The following is an 18,799-nucleotide window of genomic DNA, read 5'->3' on the forward strand; positions in this document are numbered from 1 at the left end:
CTCATGAAAAAAGTCTGGATCGGAATTGGAATCGCAGTTATAGTCGCTCTTTTTGTTGGAATCAATATATACCGGTCTGCCGCTCCAACAAGCGGCAGCGCCGGCAAGGAGATACAGACGGGGAGCGTTGAAGAAAATGAAATCTCATCAACGGTTATGGTTCCTGGCACGCTAAAATTTTCAAATGAACAGTATGTCTTTTATGAAGCGGATAAAGGGACATTAGAAGACATTAAAGTTAAGGAAGGCGATAAAGTTAAAAAGGGCACGCCTTTAGTCACCTATACAAATGAGCAGCTGAGCCTGGAAAAAGAACAGAACCAGTTAACGTCTGAATCCAACCGGCTTCAAATTGACCAAATTCAAGAAAAGTTAAAAGCCTTAGACAGCAGAGAAAGAGAACTGGAAAAACAGGTAGGAAAGAAAGAAGCAGAAAAACAAATCGAATCTGAACGGACAGAGCTTCAAATGCAGAAAAAAACAGCGGAGATCGAATTAAAACAAACCGAGCTTCAGCGGCAGTCACTTGCCAACCGGGTGTCAGATTTAGAAGTGAAAAGCGAAATTGAAGGCACCGTTATTTCTGTCAACCAAGAAGCGGCATCCAAAAAGTCAGATATTCAAGAGCCTGTCATACATATCGGCAACCCAAAAGACCTTGTCGTCTCAGGGAAATTGTCTGAATACGATACATTGAAAGTCAAAAAAGGCCAGAAGGTCACACTCACTTCAGATGTAATACAGGGTAAAACATGGAAAGGCACGGTTTCCGCAGTCGGGCTTGTTCCGGATCAGCAGGAGAGCGCTGCGGCACAAGGAACAGAACAGGCGGTCCAATACCCGCTTCAAGTGAAAATAAAAGGAAATCTTCCAGAAGGAAAGCCAGGCTTTAAATTTATCATGAATATTGAAACAGATAAACGGAAAGCAAATACGCTTCCTTCAAAGGCAGTCAAAAAAGAAGATGACCAATATTATGTGTATACAGTAAAAGACGGAAAAGCAAAGCGAGTTGATGTCAAAATCGGCGAAGTGACAGATGACCTGACAGAAATTAAAGAGGGGCTTTCCCAAGATGATCAAGTCATTTTGAATCCATCTGATCAGGTGACTGACGGAATGGAAGTGAAATCCTAAATGATTCAGCTTTCTAATGTGCGAAAAAGCTACCAGATCGGAAAGGAAACGTTTGATGTTCTCCATTCTATTGATTTGGACATTCATCAAGGTGAATATGTCTCGATTATGGGGCCGTCAGGATCAGGAAAATCGACGATTATGAATATTATCGGCTGTCTTGATCGGCCGACTTCCGGTACATATCAATTGGACGGCGAAGACATTTCTTCATATAAAGATAAAGAACTGGCGGCAGTCCGTAACCGGTCCATCGGTTTTGTATTTCAGCAATTTCAGCTTCTTCCGCGGCTGAACGCAAAAAAAAATGTCGAGCTGCCGATGATTTATTCCGGGATAGGCAAAAAGGAACGTCAAGAGCGGGCTGAGAGAGCATTGGAAAAGGTCGGGTTAGCCGATCGAATGCTCCACATGCCCAACGAGCTGTCGGGCGGGCAGAAGCAGCGGGTGGCGATTGCGAGGGCGATCGTGAATGAGCCGAAATTGATTTTAGCTGATGAACCGACCGGCGCGCTGGATACGAAAACAAGCGAGGCGATTATGGATCAGTTTACAGCATTAAATGCCGAGGGAACGACAATCGTTCTGGTTACTCACGAGTCTGAAGTAGCAGATTGCACGAATCGGATAATCATGGTGCGTGACGGAAACATTGTTCCTGCCAGCTCCGGACAAAGGAGTGTGGGAGAATGAGCCTGTTGGAAAACATCAGAATGGCTCTAAGCTCTGTCCTTGCCCATAAAATGCGTTCGATCTTAACGATGCTCGGCATTATCATTGGTGTAGGCTCTGTCATTGTTGTCGTTGCGGTAGGACAGGGCGGCGAGCAAATGCTGAAGCAGTCGATCAGCGGCCCGGGAAATACTGTGGAGCTGTACTATATGCCTAGCGACGAGGAGCTTGCAAGCAACCCGAACGCCGCAGCTGAATCTACGTTTACAGAAAACGATATTAAAGGTTTAAAAGGAATAGAAGGCATTAAACAAGTCGTTGCTTCGACTTCTGAAAGTATGAAAGCGCGTTATCACGAAGAAGAAACCGATGCTACGGTTAACGGAATAAATGATGGATACATGAATGTCAATTCTTTAGAAATCGAAAGCGGCAGAACATTTACCGACAATGACTTTCTTGCGGGGAATAGAGCCGGAATCATCTCTCAAAAGATGGCTGAAGAACTGTTCGATAAAACCTCTCCTTTAGGTGAAGTTGTCTGGATAAACGGACAGCCCGTTGAAATTATCGGCGTGCTGAAAAAAGAAACAGGCTTGCTTTCTTTCGGTTTAAGTGAAATGTATGTGCCATTTAATATGATGAAATCCTCTTTTGGCACAAGTGATTTCAGTAACGTATCATTGCAGGTCGAATCAGCAGACGACATAAAATCGGCTGGAAAAGAAGCGGCACAGCTGGTAAATGACAATCATGGCACAGAGGATTCGTATCAAGTGATGAACATGGAAGAGATTGCGGCCGGAATTGGCAAAGTAACTGCAATTATGACGACGATTATCGGCTCAATTGCAGGTATTTCCCTTTTGGTCGGCGGAATCGGTGTCATGAATATTATGCTCGTATCAGTCACAGAACGGACGCGGGAAATCGGAATCAGAAAATCACTTGGTGCGACGAGGGGACAGATTCTGACTCAGTTTTTAATTGAATCAGTCGTATTGACGCTGATTGGCGGTCTGGTCGGGATTGGTATTGGATACGGAGGGGCCGCGCTTGTTTCAGCCATTGCGGGCTGGCCGTCACTCATATCCTGGCAGGTTGTATGCGGGGGCGTGCTGTTCAGTATGCTTATTGGTGTTATTTTCGGCATGCTTCCTGCAAATAAAGCCGCAAAGCTTGATCCCATTGAAGCGCTGCGTTATGAGTAGCCTCATGCAACATGCATGAGGTTTTTTTATGTTTAGTGATTTCTACTATGAATATAAAAGACTTTTTTCATTAAAATAAGAAGAAAATGTCGTACAATTGTCCTTATTTTTGTCGAATTTACAGTTTACAAACCCTATAGACATACGTTAATATGGAGAAACGTGAAAGATTTTGATAGTTATTGAATGAATTTGAATGATTTTAGTTGCCTAAACCGAAAATAGCGTTTACAATGAAATTGTATTCAAAATGAATACGTTTTCATTAGGAGGTGAAGCATGCTAACTCCTGAACGGCATCAATTGATTATTGATCAAATAGAAAAGCATGATGTGGTAAAGATTCAAGAGCTTATAAATCTGACTAATGCTTCTGAATCAACAATCAGAAGAGATTTATCGACACTTGAAGAACGCGGTTTTTTAAAGCGCGTTCATGGTGGAGCGGCCAAGCTTTCTGATATCAGACTTGAACCCGATATGCTTGAAAAATCATCCAAAAACCTTCACGATAAATTGAAGATTGCTGAAAAAGCAGCTTCTCTTTTAGAAGAAGGGGATTGCATTTACCTTGATGCAGGCACGACGACATTGCACATGATTGATTTTATGGATAAAACCAAAGATATTGTCGTTGTCACAAACGGGGTAATGCATATCGATGCATTAATAAGGAAAGAAATTTCTTTTTATCTGCTTGGAGGATACGTAAAGCACAGAACGGGCGCGATTATTGGAGGCGCTTCATTGATTGCCATGGACCAGTACAGATTTGACAAGAGTTTTCTGGGGACAAACGGTGTCCATACAGAGGCTGGATTTACAACGCCGGACCCTGATGAGGCCCTTTTAAAACAGAAAGCGATCAAACAGGCAAAACACGCTTACGTCTTAGCAGACCCTTCGAAGTTCGGAGAAATTTCATTTTCGGCATTCGCCGGAATAGGCGACGCAACAATCATTACGACTGACGCTGAAGAGCTTACATTCGATAATTACCAAGAAAAAACTGTCGTAAAGGTAGTGAAACCATGATTTACACTGTAACACTTAATCCATCTGTCGATTATATAGTTCACGTTGAAGATTTTTCTGTAGGAGGCCTGAACCGTTCTTCGTATGATACCAAGTATCCAGGGGGCAAAGGCATCAACGTATCGAGACTGCTGAAAAGACACCATGTGGCGTCTAAAGCGCTCGGATTCGTCGGCGGATTTACCGGAGAATATATCAAAACATTTTTACGGGAAGAAAACCTGGAAACAGCTTTTTCTGAAGTGAAAGGGGATACCCGTATCAATGTAAAGCTGAAAACTGGTGATGAAACTGAAATTAACGGGCAGGGACCGACAATTTCTGATGAAGATTTCAAAGCCTTTTTAGAACAGTTCCAATCTTTGCAAGAGGGAGATATCGTTGTTCTTGCAGGAAGCATTCCATCTTCACTCCCTCACGATACTTATGAAAAAATTGCAGAGGCCTGCAAACAGCAGAACGCACGAGTTGTTCTGGATATCTCAGGCGAGGCTCTTTTGAAAGCAACAGAAATGAAACCATTTTTGATGAAGCCAAATCATCATGAGCTTGGAGAAATGTTCGGCACGGCCATTACATCTGTTGAGGAAGCCGTTCCTTATGGGAAAAAGCTTGTAGAACAAGGCGCTGAACATGTAATCGTATCAATGGCCGGAGACGGAGCGCTTCTGTTTACGAACGAAGCTGTTTATTTTGCTAACGTGCCAAAGGGGAAATTGGTAAACTCAGTCGGAGCAGGGGATTCCGTTGTTGCAGGTTTCCTTGCCGGAATTTCCAAACAGCTGCCGCTTGAAGAAGCATTCCGCTTAGGAGTTACTTCAGGCAGTGCTACCGCGTTCTCTGAAGAACTTGGAACAGAAGAATTTGTCCAGCAGCTTCTTCCTGAAGTTAAGGTCACACGTCTATAGAGGAGGAAACACAAGTGAAAATAACTGAGCTTTTAACGAAGCATACGATAAAGCTTAATATTGAGAGCAAAGAAAAAGAAAATGTTATTGACGAAATGGTCACTGTTCTTGATAAGGCTGGAAAGTTAAATGACCGACAAGCCTATAAAGAAGCCATTTTAAATCGCGAAAGCCAAAGCTCCACGGGTATCGGTGAAGGAATCGCTATCCCCCATGCGAAAACGGCAAGCGTTATCAACCCGGCGATCGCGTTCGGACGTTCAAAAGACGGCGTCGATTATGAATCATTAGACGGCCAGCCGGCTCACTTAGTGTTCATGATCGCGGCGACTGAAGGCGCAAACAACACTCACCTTGAAGCATTGTCAAGACTTTCAACGCTGTTAATGCGTGAAGAAATCCGTAAGCAGCTCCTTGAAGCTGAGTCTGAAGATGCCATCATCGACATTATTAATCAGCACGATAAAGATGATGACGAAGAGGAAGAAGAAGCGGCACCAGCACCTGCCGGAAAAGGGAAAATTTTAGCGGTTACTGCATGCCCGACAGGTATTGCCCATACATTCATGGCTGCTGATGCCCTTAAAGAAAAAGCGAAAGAGCTTGGTGTGGAAATTAAGGTCGAAACAAATGGGTCAAGCGGCATTAAGCACAAACTCACTGCCCAAGAAATCGAAGATGCACCTGCAATCATTGTCGCAGCGGACAAGCAGGTTGAAATGGAACGTTTTAAAGGCAAGCGCGTACTTCAAGTTCCTGTAACGGCGGGTATCAGACGTCCGCAAGAGCTTATCGAAAAAGCGATGAATCAAGATGCGCCGATTTATCAAGGCAGCGGCGGCGGTTCGGCAACTTCAAACGACGATGAAGAAGCGAGGGGCAAGTCTGGGAGCGGTATCGGAAACGCGTTTTATAAGCACCTGATGAGCGGTGTCAGCAACATGCTTCCGTTCGTAGTCGGCGGCGGTATTCTCGTTGCGATTTCATTCTTCTGGGGAATTCACTCTGCTGATCCGAATGATCCTAGCTACAACACGTTTGCAGCAGCATTAAACTTTATCGGCGGCGACAATGCATTAAAACTGATTGTTGCAGTTCTGGCCGGTTTCATTGCGATGAGTATTGCAGATCGTCCTGGTTTTGCGCCTGGTATGGTCGGCGGATTTATGGCAACTCAAGCGAATGCTGGATTCTTAGGCGGCTTAATTGCCGGATTCCTTGCCGGTTATGTCGTGATTTTACTGAAAAAAGTATTTACGTTTATCCCTCAGTCACTTGATGGATTAAAACCTGTTTTGATTTACCCGCTGTTCGGTATTTTTATCACTGGCGTATTAATGCAATTTGTCGTTAATACACCTGTAGCGGCATTTATGAATTTCTTAACAAACTGGCTTGAAAGCCTTGGTACTGGAAACCTTGTGTTAATGGGTATTATCTTGGGCGGCATGATGGCGATCGATATGGGCGGCCCGCTTAATAAAGCAGCCTTTACGTTCGGTATCGCCATGATCGATGCAGGCAACTATGCGCCTCATGCAGCAATCATGGCCGGCGGTATGGTTCCTCCGCTTGGTATCGCACTTGCAACAACCATTTTCAGAAACAAATTCACTCAGCGTGACCGTGAAGCTGGTATTACATGCTATTTCATGGGAGCTGCTTTCGTAACAGAGGGAGCGATCCCATTTGCTGCGGCCGATCCGCTTCGCGTCATACCAGCTGCTGTAGTCGGTGCAGCTGTTGCCGGCGGATTAACTGAATTCTTCCGTGTAACGCTTCCAGCCCCTCATGGAGGAGTATTCGTAGCTTTCATTACAAACCATCCGATGCTTTACCTTTTAAGTATAGTGATCGGTGCTGTCGTGATGGCAATTATCCTCGGTATCGTCAAAAAACCTGTTACAGAAAAATAAGAAAAAAAGCGTCCTTGGTTCGAAAGGACGCTTTTTCTTATCCGGCCGGCAGGGAGCGCGGTTAAGTTATGTATTTTATTCTTTTTTATGATAAAGTAAAAGAAGAGAAACAACTGACATAGCAATTGTCTAGGAGGAAACACTTTGACCGAGGAAAAAAATACGAATACTGAGAAAACGGCGAAGAAAAAAACCAATACGTACCTGGAATGGGGTAAAGCGATTGTCATCGCTGTTCTGCTGGCTCTCCTGATCCGTCACTTTTTGTTTGAACCGTATTTAGTTGAAGGTTCATCTATGTATCCCACATTACATGACGGAGAAAGGCTGTTTGTGAATAAAACAGTCAACTATATCGGCGAGCTGAAGCGCGGAGATATCGTTATTATTAACGGTGAAACTTCTAAAATCCATTATGTAAAAAGATTGATCGGAAAGCCTGGAGAAACCGTTCAAATGAAGGATGACACGCTTTATATAAACGGTAAAAAAGTAGCCGAGCCTTACTTGTCTAAAAACAAGAAGGAAGCAGAAAAACTTGGTGTCAGTCTGACAGGAGACTTTGGACCGGTTAAGGTTCCGAAAGGCAAATACTTTGTCATGGGAGATAACCGGCTGAATTCTATGGACAGCCGAAACGGGCTGGGACTGATCGCGGAAGATCGAATTGTCGGCACATCGAAGTTTGTCTTTTTCCCGTTTAACGAAATGCGTCAAACAAAATAAAAACGCCTTGCTGGCCTTTGGACAGCAGGCGTTTTTATTTTGAAAAAGAAGCGACTAATGCAATGCATAAAACCGTGATGAACACTGAACCGATAATAGCCAGCACACTGAAGAAAAGGTGAACCTGTTTGTTCTCTTTTCCGCGCTTTTCTAAAAGCCGTTTAGAAAAAATGTGCGAAAATATGTAAATAAGGGCTATGCCTATATATAAGCCGATATCTTTGGCGGTAAAGCCTGTTACGGCAAGGTAAAAGCCCGTAAAAAAGATCAGTAAGCAATATTCAGTAAGTGTTAAAAGCCTCAACGTGTTCCTCCATGAGAGTGTGTAATTTTCCGAGCGGATGCATTCTCTCTCTTTAATTGTAACACAGCTGGCTGGTTTGGGTGTATAAGTGTTTTCTCTCTGTTTTATCAGGGAATCATTTCTCTTGCCCTGCATTCATGGTATACTTTTATTGATGATAGACATGATGGAGGATAATAAATGATTGCTGTAAATAATGTAAGCTTGCGGTTTGCGGATCGCAAGTTATTTGAAGATGTTAATATTAAATTTACCCCAGGCAACTGCTATGGGTTAATTGGTGCAAACGGTGCCGGTAAATCAACGTTTCTAAAGGTGCTGTCAGGCGAAATCGAGCCTCAGACAGGCGACGTGCATATGAGTCCTGGCGAGCGTCTTGCCGTCTTGAAGCAGAACCATTTTGAGTACGAAGAGTATGAAGTGCTGAAAGTGGTCATTATGGGCCACAAACGCCTGTATGAAGTCATGCAGGAGAAAGACGCTATTTACATGAAGCCTGATTTCTCAGATGAGGATGGGATTCGTGCTGCTGAGCTAGAAGGTGAATTCGCGGAACTGAACGGTTGGGAAGCGGAAAGTGAAGCTGCGATCCTATTAAAAGGCCTTGGTATCTCAGAAGATCTGCACACAAAAAAGATGGCAGACCTCGGCGGTTCGGAGAAGGTAAAAGTTCTCTTGGCACAGGCATTATTCGGCAAGCCGGATGTTCTGCTGCTCGATGAGCCGACGAACCACCTGGACCTTCAGGCAATTCAGTGGCTTGAAGAGTTTCTGATTAACTTTGAAAACACAGTTATTGTCGTATCCCATGACCGTCACTTTTTAAATAAAGTATGTACGCACATTGCCGACCTTGATTTTAACAAAATTCAAATCTATGTCGGAAACTATGATTTCTGGTACGAGTCAAGCCAGCTGGCGTTAAAGCTTTCTCAAGAAGCGAACAAGAAAAAAGAAGAGCAGATTAAACAGCTTCAAGAGTTTGTCGCTAGATTCAGCGCCAATGCGTCTAAATCTAAGCAGGCTACATCAAGAAAGAAACTTCTCGAAAAAATCACGCTGGATGATATTAAACCGTCTTCCCGCCGCTATCCTTATGTTAACTTCACGCCGGAACGGGAAATCGGAAATGATGTTCTTCGCGTGGAAGGCTTAACAAAAACAATCGATGGCGTAAAGGTGCTTGACAATGTCAGCTTTATTATGAATCGAGAAGATAAAATTGCTTTCACTGGCCGAAATGAACTTGCTGTTACTACGCTGTTTAAAATCATTTCCGGGGAAATGGAAGCTGACAGCGGAACGTTTAAATGGGGTGTTACCACATCTCAAGCGTATTTTCCAAAAGACAACAGCGAATATTTCGAAGGCAGTGATCTGAACCTTGTAGACTGGCTTCGCCAATATTCTCCGCACGACCAAAGTGAGAGCTTTTTACGCGGTTTCTTAGGACGCATGCTGTTCTCTGGAGAAGAAGTCCACAAAAAAGCAAATGTACTTTCCGGGGGAGAAAAGGTCCGCTGTATGCTGTCGAAAGCGATGCTTTCTGGCGCCAATATTTTAATTTTGGATGAGCCGACTAACCATTTAGACCTAGAGTCCATTACAGCGCTCAATAACGGCTTAATCAGCTTTAAAGGCGCTATGCTGTTTACTTCCCATGACCATCAGTTTGTGCAGACCATTGCCAACAGAATTATAGAAATTACACCTAACGGCATCGTCGATAAGCAAATGAGCTATGACGAGTTCCTTGAAAATGCTGATGTGCAGAAAAAATTGACTGAACTATACGCCGAATAAAAAAGCAGAGATTTCTCTGCTTTTTTTGATACCTAAATGTGAAAGGAGATCACAACATGAAATTTTTGGTTGTCGGAGCAGGTGGAGTAGGCGGGTATATTGGCGGACGGCTTTCCGAGAAAGGAAATGATGTGACATTTCTCGTACGCCAAAAACGAGCTGAGCAGCTTAAAAAAACCGGGCTTGTCATCCATAGCGAAAAAGGGAATGTATCATTTCAGCCCGAACTAATCAGTGCCGGAGAAACAGGGCAATTTGATGTCGTAATCATTGCTTCTAAAGCATACTCGCTTGGTCAAGTGATAGACGATGTCAAACCATTTATCCATCAGGAATCTGTCATTATCCCTTTTTTAAATGGGTACCGCCACTATGAGCAGCTATTTGCGGCATTTTCAAAAGAACAGGTGCTGGGCGGCCTGTGTTTTATAGAAAGTGCTTTAGACAACAAAGGAGAAATTCATCATACGAGCGCATCGCATCGTTTTGTATTTGGAGAATGGAACGGCGAGCGTACGGAGCGGATAAGAGCGCTTGAAGAGGCATTTTCAGGTGTGAAGGCTGAAGTCATCATTAGCGGGCATATCGAGAAGGACATTTGGAAAAAGTATCTCTTTATTGCAGCGCAAGCGGGGATCACAACGTTATTTCAACGACCGCTTGGCCCAATCCTCGCCACAGAAGCCGGACGTCACACGGCCCAAACTCTTATTGGGGAAATTTGCGCTGTTTTACGAAAAGAAGGCGTTCCGGCTGATCCGGATCTTGAGGAAGAGAGCTTTCGTACGATGACCAGCATGTCTTACCATATGAAGTCCTCCATGCTTCGGGATATGGAAAACGGCCAAACGACTGAAGGAGACCACCTGCATGGATTTTTGCTTGAAAAAGCAAAACGTTTATCTCTCACAGCACCAGTATTAGAAACCGTTTATGCCAATCTGCAAATGTATGAAGCGAAAAAATAAAAAGGAGGCGGAAAAGCCTCCTTTTATTTACTTAAAAAGCCCAATTTCCGTTTCTGAAGATAGGCTCTCTTTTCCCGTCTGCCGTAATTCCGTCAATATTCATATCCTTAGAACCGATCATAAAGTCCACGTGTGTAATGCTTTCATTTAGGCCTTCTTTGACAAGCTCTTCACGAGACATCTGCTTTCCGCCTTCAATATTAAAGGCATAGGCGCTTCCGATCGCCAAATGATTTGACGCGTTTTCATCAAACAGCGTGTTATAGAAAAGAATGTTTGATTGTGATATAGGTGAATCGTAAGGAACAAGTGCCACTTCACCTAAATAGTGAGAACCTTCATCTGTTTCCACCAGTTCTTTTAAAATATCCTCACCTTTTTCAGCTTTAATGTCGACTATACGGCCATTTTCAAACGTCAGGGTGAAATTTTCAATAATATTTCCGCCGTAGCTTAATGGTTTTGTGCTTGATACCACTCCGTCAACCCCGTCTTTTTGCGGCAGCGTGAATACTTCTTCTGTCGGCATATTGGCCATAAACTCATGGCCGCTTTCATTCACGCTTCCCGCACCTGCCCAAACATGCTTCCTAGGCAGCTTAATTGTTAAATCAGTTCCTTCAGCTTGATAATGTAAGGCAGCGTAATGTCTCTCGTTCAAATGGTCAACTTTTTCATGAAGATTTTGGTCATGATTGATCCACGCCTGAACCGGGTTGTCTTCATTTACGCGCGTCGCTTTAAAAATTTCTTCCCACAGAAGGTGGATCGCTTCCTCCTCTGATTTGCCAGGAAACACCTTGTGAGCCCAGCCTGCTGATGCCGCACCTACGACAGTCCAGCTGACTTTGTCTGATTGAATATATTGTCTGTATGTATGCAATGCTTTGCCTGCTGCTTTTTGGAATGCCGCAATCCGTTTGGAATCTATACCTTTTAGCAAGTCTGGGTTTGACGACACAACAGAAATGAAAGCAGCTCCATTTTTGGCAAGCTCTTCTCTGCCTTTTGCTTCCCATTCAGGATATTCTTCAAATGCTTCAAACGGCGCAAGTTCGTATTTTAATTTGGCTACTTCGTCATCCTGCCAATTCACGGTGACGTTTTTTGCGCCCTTTTCATATGCATGTTTTACAATTAAACGGACAAAATCTCGAACGTCTGTTGAAGCATTTACGACTACATACTGGCCTTTTTGGACATTAACGCCGACTTCTACCGCCAGCTGTGCATATGTATTTAATTTCTGTGAAAATGAATCCATGAATCATTCCTCCAAGCTTTTTTCTCATCATATCAAATATGATCCTATAAAGGAAAGAAGGAGCCCAAAGTGAAAAACCCAAAACGACACGTCTTGGGTTTTTCAATATTATGGATGATTCAGTTTTACAGTGCCGCCTGCAGGCGAATGGGGCATATTTGCCAAAGAAATGCTCATGCCTCCAAGAATAATTCCGCTTAAAATGGCTGCGATCGCTACTCTTCTTCCTAAATCTCTTAGCATCTGTTTCCTCCTTAACGTTTCTCCATTTCCCACAATATGAAGGAAGTGAGGAAAAAAGAAGCAAGAAATTTGCCGCGTGTGAGAATTTTGCGGGTAAAGACTATTTAATTGCCTTTTGCAGCTTATCAATCACTTCTAAAGAACGGCCTGTGCCGATTGCTACAGATTCAAGCGGGTTTTGCGCCACGTGTACAGGCACGACAATCTCTTCTGTGAGCCATTCTTTAATTCCATTAAGGAGCGCGCCGCCGCCTGTTAAAATAACGCCGCGATCAACAATATCTCCGCTCAATTCAGGCGGACAGTCCTCAAGTGTCGCTCTGATGGCTTCAAGAATATGCAGGAGGGATTCACGCATTGCATCTTGAATTTCGTTGGATTGAAGCATAATGGTTTTTGGAAGACCTGTCACGAGGTCACGTCCCCGAATTTCCATTGCCTCTGGTATATGTTCAATCAGAGCATGGCCAATTTCCATTTTTACCTGCTCAGCTGTGCGTTCGCCGATCAGCAAATTGTATTTTTTACGGACGAAAGAAACGATATCCTCATCAAGCTGGTCTCCGCCGATCCTGATAGAATGGCAGGAAACAACGCCACCGAAGGAAATAATAGCGACCTCTGTCGTCCCTCCGCCGATATCTACTACCACATTGGCAACCGGCTCATCAACCGGTAAATCCGCTCCGATGGCGGCTGCAACTGGCTCTTCGATTAAATGAACGTTTTTCGCGCCGCAATTTTTCACCGCATCACTGATGGCGCGGCGTTCTACTGCTGTTGAGCCTGATGGTGTGCAAACGACTACGTTCGGTTTTCTGAACGACATGCCGATGCTTTTTGCGGCTTTTTTCATAATGTGCTTTAGCAGGTCAGTTGTCATATCATAGTCTGCGATCACGCCATCTTTCATCGGTCTGACAGCGACAATTTTTCCTGGTGTTTTACCGATCATGTTTTTCGCGTCAGCTCCGATTGCAAGCACTGCTTTTGTCGTCGTATCCACTGCGACAACAGATGGTTCATTTAGGATAATCCCTTTATTTTTGCTGTAAACAAGTATATTAGCTGTTCCTAAGTCAATCCCGATTTCAGTTGATTGAAACATGTTTTCACCCAATCTCTATCCTAATTTAATATGATTCTACATTTAAAGTTTCTCAGAAATACTGCGATTTTTGGGGGTGTGTGTCGGTAAAGAAATGTTTTTGTAAAAAATCAAGGAACTGTGTAACAGAAGTAATACATTTTTCGGTTTTATGGAAAAAATATCTTGTAATTCTTATAGAAAGCGGGAAACTTTTTCAAAGTTTCATTCGTCTACGATATATTGAGGTACATCCTTAAAACATTACATGAGAAAAGAAACATTTAAAGGAAGAAGGGTTTTTATGAAATCAATAGGTGTTGTGAGAAAAGTAGATGAATTAGGCCGCATTGTCATGCCGATTGAGTTGAGACGGGCATTGGATATTGCCATAAAAGACAGCATTGAGTTTTTTGTTGACGGAGATAAAATTATCTTGAAAAAGTACAAACCTCATGGCGTTTGTTTAATGACTGGAGAAATCACTTCAGAAAATAAAGAATACGGCAACGGTAAAATTACGCTAAGCCCTGAGGGTGCACAGCTGCTTCTCGAAGAAATTCAAGCCGCTTTAAAAGAATAAAATTATGCTAAAAAAGGCGGAGCGATATCATCTCCGCCTTTTTTGCGTATCAATTTTTGATTACCGCCGCCTAAGATAAGACATCAAGATATTTGGTAATGAATGATTTGGGATACTTTACATATTTTACTCAATTATTTGTCGAAGAATGGTACAATAAGTAGAGAAACACAAGCGGCAGGTGGTCATATGAGAAAATATCAAGCTCGTATCATTTCCATCATTTTGGCAATGATTTTTATAATGTTTTGGGATTATTTATTTTATTTTATAGGCAAAAACCCGATTAATTGGCCTGTTGATATTGTGTATACTGCAGTCACGCTGGTAAGTGTCTGGATGTTGGCTTATTATATTGATGAGAAACAGCAGCTGGTTAAGAAAATGAAGGATAACGAATGGAAGTATAAACAGCTTTCTGAAGAAAAAAACCGCATCATGGATAATTTGCAGGAAATCGTATTTCAAACAAATGCAAAAGGCGAAATTACATATTTAAACCAAGCGTGGGCATCTATAACCGGGTTTTCAATCAGTGAATGTATGGGAACAATGTATAACGATTACTTCATAAAAGAAAAGCACGTAGCCGACCACATTAACACCCAAATCCAAAACAAAGCGTCTTCTGGCATGTTTACGGCAAAATACGTGACAAAGAACGGCACGATTTTTTGGGGAGAAGTTCATTATAAACTTTACTATGACCGGGATGACCAATTTACAGGCAGCCTGGGTACAATGTCAGATATCACTGAGCGGAAAGAGGCTGAAGATGAGCTCATTGAGATTAATGAACGGCTGGCGAGGGAATCCCAGAAACTATCAATCACAAGTGAACTTGCCGCAGGTATTGCTCATGAGGTCAGAAACCCTTTAACATCTGTCAGCGGTTTCCTCCAGATTATGAAAACACAATATCCGGACAGAAAAGACTATTTTGACATCATCTTTTCAGAGATTAAAAGAATCGATTTAGTGCTCAGCGAGCTGCTGCTGCTTGCAAAACCGCAGGCAATCACATTTAAAACACACCAGCTTAATGAGATCTTGAAACAAGTCACGACATTGCTTGATACCAATGCCATTCTGTCCAATATCGTCATAGAGAAAAATTTCAAAGAGACAGATGGCTGTATGATTAATGGAGACGAAAATCAGCTGAAGCAGGTCTTTATCAACATCATTAAAAACGGAATTGAGGCAATGCCAAAGGGCGGTGTCGTAACCATTTCAACTGCTAAAACCGCCTCTCATGCAGTGATAAGCGTAAAGGATGAAGGAAACGGCATGCCGCAGGAAAAGCTGAAGCAGATTGGCAAACCTTTTTATTCAACAAAAGAAAAGGGCACTGGACTGGGACTTCCCATTTGTTTGAGAATCCTGAAGGAACATGACGGGGAATTGAAAATCGAAAGTGAAGCTGGAAAAGGCAGCGTCTTTCAAGTGGTTTTGCCTTTAAAATCAGACAGCTGAGAGGAGAAAAATAAAGTGAACTCGCTTCTGTTTGTATATGGGACATTAAGAAAGCATGAAAAAAACCATCATTTGCTGGCACAATCGGCATGTATCAATGAGCAGGCGAGAACAAAGGGAAGTTTGTTTGCTGCAAAAGAGGGGCCCACAGCTGTTTTTAATGGCGAAGGCTATATATACGGCGAAGTATATGAAGCAGATGAATTGTGTATACATAAGCTCGATCAATTTTTTCAAGGATATCATAAACAAACGGTGTTTGTAGAAACGGATGTCGGGATTAAAAATGCGCTTATTTATTTTATGAACAAAGAAGGGTGTGCCGGTTTTACGAAAATAAGCAGCGGCGACTGGAAAGAACATCAGATGATCAGCAAATCGAAAAATCCCATTTATTATTTTGCCTATGGATCATGCATGGATAATGCCCGCTTTCAAAAAGCGGGAGTCGATCACTATTTTCAAGATCCAGTAGGAAGAGCTGTTTTAAAAGGATACACAACCCGCTTCACGCTAAAAAGGGATGACGGTTCAAGAGCGGACATGTTGGAAGACGGAGGAACAACAGAAGGCGTTTTATACCGTATCCCTTATTCTGCTCTCTCCTATCTATTTAAAAGGGAGGGCGTCGAATCTCTTACGTATCGGCCGGCATTTGTAGACGTTGAAGCTGGCGGAAGGCACTACAAAGACTGCTTAACCTTTCTCGTCCTCCAAAAAGAAGCGGAAATTGCCCCGCCTCAGCACTATCAGATTGAAATCGAACGCGGAGCGGAGCTGTATTTGTCGCCTGAGTTTACTGAAAAGCTCAAGCGGCATATGAATTCGCTGCCAAAAGGATAACACTGTAACAAAAGAATATGATAAAATTTGATCAATATCATGTCATATAAAGGAGCACCACGATGAAAAAAGAATTTGCGGTAATTGGGCTGGGCCGTTTTGGTGGCAGTATTTGCAAAGCATTAAGCGAAGAAGGCGTCGAGGTTATGGCAATGGATATCGATGAAGATAAAGTCAACGAGTATGCCAAGATTGCATCTCACGCAGTTATCGGTGATTCGACAGACGAATCTGTCCTGAAAAATTTAGGCCTGCGAAATTTTGACCATGTTATTGTAGCAATCGGGGAAAATATTCAAGCGAGTATTTTAACGACACTCATTCTGAAAGAACTTGGCGTCCATACGATTACAGTTAAAGCGCAGAACGATTATCACGAAAAAGTGCTGTCTAAAATTGGCGCGGATCACATCGTCCACCCAGAACGCGATATGGCAAAACGAATTGCGCATAATATCGTGTCCAACAATGTACTTGACTATTTGGAGCTGTCTGAAGAGCATAGTCTTGTTGAAATCGTAGCTAACAGCCGCCTGGCTGGAAATACACTTCTCGATTTAGATATTCGCGCAAAATACGGTATTAATATCGTAGCCATAAAAAGGGGCAAGGAAGTTATCGTATCACCGCTTGCAACCGAAGTCATCCACCAAGAAGATATACTCATTGTTATTGGATCAGTTACAGACATCTCCCGTTTTGAAAAAAGAGTTCTTCATACTAAATAGCAGTCAAATAAGCCGTCCTTTAAGGGCGGTTTTTCGTATTATCAGAATATAACAACTTTAATGAACTGAGCGCCAATTTCTTAAAATTTCATTGACTAAGCACAGGCGTTCCGATAGCATATTGTACCATATAATAAAAAAGAGGAGGGGCCTATTTGAATAAAGAAGCGCTAGTCAATAGGCTGAATGCTTCAGCCAAAAGACAAAAAGCTGATATCGTCATTAGGAACGGAAAAATCATGGACGTATATAATCAAGAATGGATATATGAAGATATTGCGATTACAGATGGAGTTATTGTAGGCCTCGGTGAGTATGAAGGTGAAAATACCATTGATGCAGAGGGACAAATGATTGTTCCGGGTTTTATTGATGGACATGTACATATTGAGTCGTCAATGGTTACACCGATTGAGTTCGCTAAAGCAGTGTTGCCTCATGGTGTGACGACGATTGTTACAGATCCGCATGAGATCGCGAATGTGTCTGGTGAAAAAGGGATTGTGTTTATGCTTGAACAAGCTCGGCATACACCGCTGAATATCCATTTTATGCTTCCTTCCAGTGTGCCTGCCGCAAGTTTTGAGCGATCAGGCGCAATTCTCAAAGCTGCCGATCTCAAGCCTTTTTATGAAGAAGAAGAAGTATTAGGGCTGGCTGAAGTTATGGATTATGTGTCGGTTCAGCAGGCTGAAGAAGACATGGTTCAGAAACTGCTCGATGCCCGTGTGGCAGGAAAACGGATAGACGGTCATTTAGCTGGTTTATCAACAGACCTCATTAACATTTACAGAACCGCCTTTGTCTTAAACGACCATGAAGTAACATCGAAGGAAGAAGCCCTTGATCGTATCAGAAGAGGCATGTATGTCATGATGCGTGAAGGATCAGTCGCCAAAAACACGCTCAATGTGCTGCCGGCGGTGAATGAAAAGAACGCACGCCGGTTCTTTTTCTGTACGGATGATAAGCATGTGGATGATTTATTGTCAGAGGGAAGTGTAAACCATCAGGTGAAAATGGCGATTCAAGCTGGACTTGATCCGTTTTTAGCCTATCAATTAGGAAGCCTCAATGCGGCCGAGTGCTACGGATTAGATACAAAGGGAGCGATTGCCCCGGGTTTTGACGCTGATTTGCTCTTTGTATCTGATCTGGAAAATGTCACTGTCACAATGACGATGGTAAAAGGGCGGACTGTTGCTGAAGACAGCAAAGCGGTCTATCAGGATCATGCTTCAACTGCAGCACCAGATCAGGCACTGCTTGATTCTGTTAAGCTTGCTGCTCCTCTTAACAAAAAGGATTTTCATATGCCAATCGATTCAGAGCAGCAAATCAATGTCATTCAAATCATACCAAATCAGCTTGAAACACGATTAGTACAAGTTCCGGCTCCTGTTGCCCGCGAATTTGAGCCTGACACTGAGCTTGATTTGTTAAAGATTGCAGTTGTTGAGCGGCATAAAGGATTAAAAGAAACCGGACTTGGTGTTGTGAAAGGTTTTGGATTCAAGAGCGGAGCGATTGCCACAACCATTTCACACGACTCCCATAATATTATTACTGTCGGAACGAATGATGAGGATATCGCGGCGGCAGTTAATAAGCTGCAGGAAATTGGCGGAGGATTAACGATTATAAAAAATGGGGAAGAGCTCCATTCAGTACCGTTGCCGATTGCAGGGTTATTATCCGACCAATCTGCAGAGCAAGTGAATCAAAGCTTGCTGACGCTTCATGATAAATTGCCGTTAATCGGTTTCACAGGCGGATTTAATCCATTTTTGACATTGTCGTTTTTAGCTTTGCCTGTCATTCCTGATATTAAAATGACGACTACGGGATTATTCGATGTAAAATCATTTCAACACATATCACTGCAATAAAAAGAG

At 42.9% G+C, this 18,799-nt stretch carries 18 protein-coding genes; 14 read left to right on the plus strand and 4 right to left on the minus strand.

From position 1 onward, the window contains the following. Positions 1–3: 3 nt before the first annotated feature. From NSQ83_RS07975 to lepB, 7 genes are all read left to right on the plus strand, one after another. Positions 4–1,137 carry an efflux RND transporter periplasmic adaptor subunit gene (locus NSQ83_RS07975; protein WP_198878754.1) on the plus strand — a complete coding sequence of 378 codons (1,134 nt, stop codon included), beginning with the start codon at positions 4–6 and terminating at the stop codon, positions 1,135–1,137. After that, positions 1,138–1,830, plus strand: coding sequence for an ABC transporter ATP-binding protein YknY (yknY, locus tag NSQ83_RS07980; RefSeq protein ID WP_029725930.1), 693 nt, complete (start codon positions 1,138–1,140; stop codon positions 1,828–1,830). Further along, on the plus strand, positions 1,827–3,020 hold the full coding sequence (gene skiZ, locus NSQ83_RS07985) for a sporulation-delaying-protein transporter subunit SkiZ (protein ID WP_015252177.1): 1,194 nt from the start codon (positions 1,827–1,829) through the stop codon (positions 3,018–3,020). Before yknY ends, skiZ begins: the two co-directional genes overlap by 4 nt. A gap of 279 nt (positions 3,021–3,299) precedes the next feature. Then, complete coding sequence (locus NSQ83_RS07990) at positions 3,300–4,055, plus strand: DeoR/GlpR family DNA-binding transcription regulator (RefSeq protein WP_014476685.1); 756 nt, start codon at positions 3,300–3,302, stop codon at positions 4,053–4,055. Then, positions 4,052–4,963 carry a 1-phosphofructokinase gene (gene pfkB, locus NSQ83_RS07995; protein WP_033883800.1) on the plus strand — a complete coding sequence of 304 codons (912 nt, stop codon included), beginning with the start codon at positions 4,052–4,054 and terminating at the stop codon, positions 4,961–4,963. The genes NSQ83_RS07990 and pfkB overlap by 4 nt, the downstream gene beginning before the upstream one ends. Before the next feature lie 14 nt (positions 4,964–4,977). After that, on the plus strand, positions 4,978–6,879 hold the full coding sequence (locus tag NSQ83_RS08000; RefSeq protein WP_198878755.1) for a PTS fructose transporter subunit IIABC: 1,902 nt from the start codon (positions 4,978–4,980) through the stop codon (positions 6,877–6,879). A 144-nt stretch (positions 6,880–7,023) separates the two neighbouring features. After that, positions 7,024–7,605, plus strand: a complete 582-nt coding sequence (gene lepB / locus NSQ83_RS08005; protein ID WP_003232348.1) for a signal peptidase I — start codon at positions 7,024–7,026, stop codon at positions 7,603–7,605. A 34-nt stretch (positions 7,606–7,639) separates the two neighbouring features. Here the strand turns inward: lepB and NSQ83_RS08010 are convergent, their stop codons facing one another. Further along, positions 7,640–7,909 (minus strand): hypothetical protein, encoded by a 270-nt coding sequence (locus tag NSQ83_RS08010; RefSeq protein WP_003232345.1) that lies wholly within the window; start codon positions 7,907–7,909, stop codon positions 7,640–7,642. A 180-nt stretch (positions 7,910–8,089) separates the two neighbouring features. Here NSQ83_RS08010 and NSQ83_RS08015 point away from each other — a divergent pair, with 180 nt between their 5' ends. Together NSQ83_RS08015 and NSQ83_RS08020 are read left to right on the plus strand one after the other, a co-directional pair. Continuing rightward, a complete protein-coding gene (locus NSQ83_RS08015) occupies positions 8,090–9,712 on the plus strand; it encodes an ATP-binding cassette domain-containing protein (protein WP_003232344.1) in 1,623 nt (540 codons plus the stop codon). 56 nt (positions 9,713–9,768) lie between these two features. Then, positions 9,769–10,680 carry a ketopantoate reductase family protein gene (locus tag NSQ83_RS08020; RefSeq protein WP_198878756.1) on the plus strand — a complete coding sequence of 304 codons (912 nt, stop codon included), beginning with the start codon at positions 9,769–9,771 and terminating at the stop codon, positions 10,678–10,680. A 31-nt stretch (positions 10,681–10,711) separates the two neighbouring features. Here NSQ83_RS08020 and NSQ83_RS08025 read toward each other — a convergent pair whose 3' ends face one another. From NSQ83_RS08025 to mreBH, 3 genes are all read right to left on the minus strand, one after another. Beyond that, complete coding sequence (locus NSQ83_RS08025; RefSeq protein WP_003232341.1) at positions 10,712–11,944, minus strand: aminopeptidase; 1,233 nt, start codon at positions 11,942–11,944, stop codon at positions 10,712–10,714. Between the two features lie 108 nt (positions 11,945–12,052). Beyond that, positions 12,053–12,187, minus strand: a complete 135-nt coding sequence (locus tag NSQ83_RS08030; RefSeq protein ID WP_003238865.1) for a protein YkpC — start codon at positions 12,185–12,187, stop codon at positions 12,053–12,055. Positions 12,188–12,287: 100 nt separating this feature from the next. After that, positions 12,288–13,295: a cell shape-determining protein MreBH gene (mreBH, locus tag NSQ83_RS08035; RefSeq protein WP_003245743.1), complete on the minus strand. Its 1,008-nt coding sequence runs from the start codon at positions 13,293–13,295 to the stop codon at positions 12,288–12,290. A gap of 283 nt (positions 13,296–13,578) precedes the next feature. On the opposite strand from mreBH, the gene abhA reads away from it, so the two are divergent. The 5 genes from abhA (at position 13,579) to ade (ending at position 18,793) form a co-directional block, all read left to right on the plus strand. Then, a complete protein-coding gene (abhA, locus tag NSQ83_RS08040; RefSeq protein ID WP_003244728.1) occupies positions 13,579–13,857 on the plus strand; it encodes a transcriptional regulator AbhA in 279 nt (92 codons plus the stop codon). A 189-nt stretch (positions 13,858–14,046) separates the two neighbouring features. Then, on the plus strand, positions 14,047–15,333 hold the full coding sequence (gene kinC / locus NSQ83_RS08045; RefSeq protein WP_003232333.1) for a two-component sensor histidine kinase KinC: 1,287 nt from the start codon (positions 14,047–14,049) through the stop codon (positions 15,331–15,333). A 15-nt stretch (positions 15,334–15,348) separates the two neighbouring features. Then, entirely contained in the window at positions 15,349–16,176 is an 828-nt protein-coding gene (locus tag NSQ83_RS08050; RefSeq protein ID WP_160221551.1) for a gamma-glutamylcyclotransferase, read from the plus strand. A gap of 62 nt (positions 16,177–16,238) precedes the next feature. Next, on the plus strand, positions 16,239–16,904 hold the full coding sequence (gene ktrC / locus NSQ83_RS08055) for a Ktr system potassium transporter KtrC (RefSeq protein ID WP_003222311.1): 666 nt from the start codon (positions 16,239–16,241) through the stop codon (positions 16,902–16,904). A 155-nt stretch (positions 16,905–17,059) separates the two neighbouring features. Beyond that, positions 17,060–18,793, plus strand: coding sequence for an adenine deaminase (ade, locus tag NSQ83_RS08060; RefSeq protein WP_160221552.1), 1,734 nt, complete (start codon positions 17,060–17,062; stop codon positions 18,791–18,793). The last annotated feature ends 6 nt before the right edge of the window (positions 18,794–18,799 follow it).

Source organism: Bacillus sp. PS217, assembly GCF_037963535.1.
GTDB lineage: Bacteria > Bacillota > Bacilli > Bacillales > Bacillaceae > Bacillus > Bacillus subtilis.

Excerpts from the sequence above, each read along its gene's own strand:
- NSQ83_RS07975 (WP_198878754.1), top strand. The coding sequence starts at position 4 with ATGAAAAAAGTCTGGATCGGAATTGGAATCGCAGTTATAGTCGCTCTT.
- yknY (WP_029725930.1), top strand. The coding sequence starts at position 1,138 with ATGATTCAGCTTTCTAATGTGCGAAAAAGCTACCAGATCGGAAAGGAA.
- skiZ (WP_015252177.1), top strand. The coding sequence starts at position 1,827 with ATGAGCCTGTTGGAAAACATCAGAATGGCTCTAAGCTCTGTCCTTGCC.
- NSQ83_RS07990 (WP_014476685.1), top strand. The coding sequence starts at position 3,300 with ATGCTAACTCCTGAACGGCATCAATTGATTATTGATCAAATAGAAAAG.
- pfkB (WP_033883800.1), top strand. The coding sequence starts at position 4,052 with ATGATTTACACTGTAACACTTAATCCATCTGTCGATTATATAGTTCAC.
- NSQ83_RS08015 (WP_003232344.1), top strand. The coding sequence starts at position 8,090 with ATGATTGCTGTAAATAATGTAAGCTTGCGGTTTGCGGATCGCAAGTTA.
- NSQ83_RS08020 (WP_198878756.1), top strand. The coding sequence starts at position 9,769 with ATGAAATTTTTGGTTGTCGGAGCAGGTGGAGTAGGCGGGTATATTGGC.
- NSQ83_RS08025 (WP_003232341.1), bottom strand. The coding sequence starts at position 11,944 with ATGGATTCATTTTCACAGAAATTAAATACATATGCACAGCTGGCGGTA.
- NSQ83_RS08030 (WP_003238865.1), bottom strand. The coding sequence starts at position 12,187 with ATGCTAAGAGATTTAGGAAGAAGAGTAGCGATCGCAGCCATTTTAAGC.
- mreBH (WP_003245743.1), bottom strand. The coding sequence starts at position 13,295 with ATGTTTCAATCAACTGAAATCGGGATTGACTTAGGAACAGCTAATATA.
- abhA (WP_003244728.1), top strand. The coding sequence starts at position 13,579 with ATGAAATCAATAGGTGTTGTGAGAAAAGTAGATGAATTAGGCCGCATT.
- kinC (WP_003232333.1), top strand. The coding sequence starts at position 14,047 with ATGAGAAAATATCAAGCTCGTATCATTTCCATCATTTTGGCAATGATT.
- ktrC (WP_003222311.1), top strand. The coding sequence starts at position 16,239 with ATGAAAAAAGAATTTGCGGTAATTGGGCTGGGCCGTTTTGGTGGCAGT.